We start from the raw sequence: 305 nt of genomic DNA, 5'->3' as shown, positions 1-305 counted from the left end.
GCCGTACGAAAGCTGTCGGAGCGGGTGGGCTTCGAGGGCTTGCACCTTCTTTCGGTGTCGCTTTCCATTCAGTCCAAGACCGGCGGTAATCTCACTGAGATACTGGCGAACCTGTCAGGCGTGCTGCGCGAGCGGCAAAAGCTCAGAATGAAGATCAAGGCGCTCTCCGCCGAGGGCCGCTTCTCGGCATGGGTAATCTCACTCTTCCCGATCGTCATGTTCGCGATCCTTTGGATCATTGCTCCGACCTACTACGGGGCGGTCTGTGGGAATCCGCTCATCTTTCCTGTTTTCACGATCTTCGG

General features: G+C 57.4%; 1 protein-coding gene. It reads left to right on the top strand.

Annotated features, from left to right (window positions below):
* Positions 1–24 precede the first annotated feature (24 nt).
* A partial coding sequence (locus tag EN852_RS38695) for a type II secretion system F family protein (protein WP_246694580.1) occupies positions 25–305 on the top strand: 281 nt, incomplete at its 3' end.

The organism is Mesorhizobium sp. M2E.F.Ca.ET.209.01.1.1 (assembly GCF_004010375.2).
In the GTDB taxonomy this organism is placed as follows: domain Bacteria; phylum Pseudomonadota; class Alphaproteobacteria; order Rhizobiales; family Rhizobiaceae; genus Mesorhizobium.
Note: the sequence above shows the minus strand (reverse complement) of the source record. Positions and strands in the feature narration are given on the sequence as shown.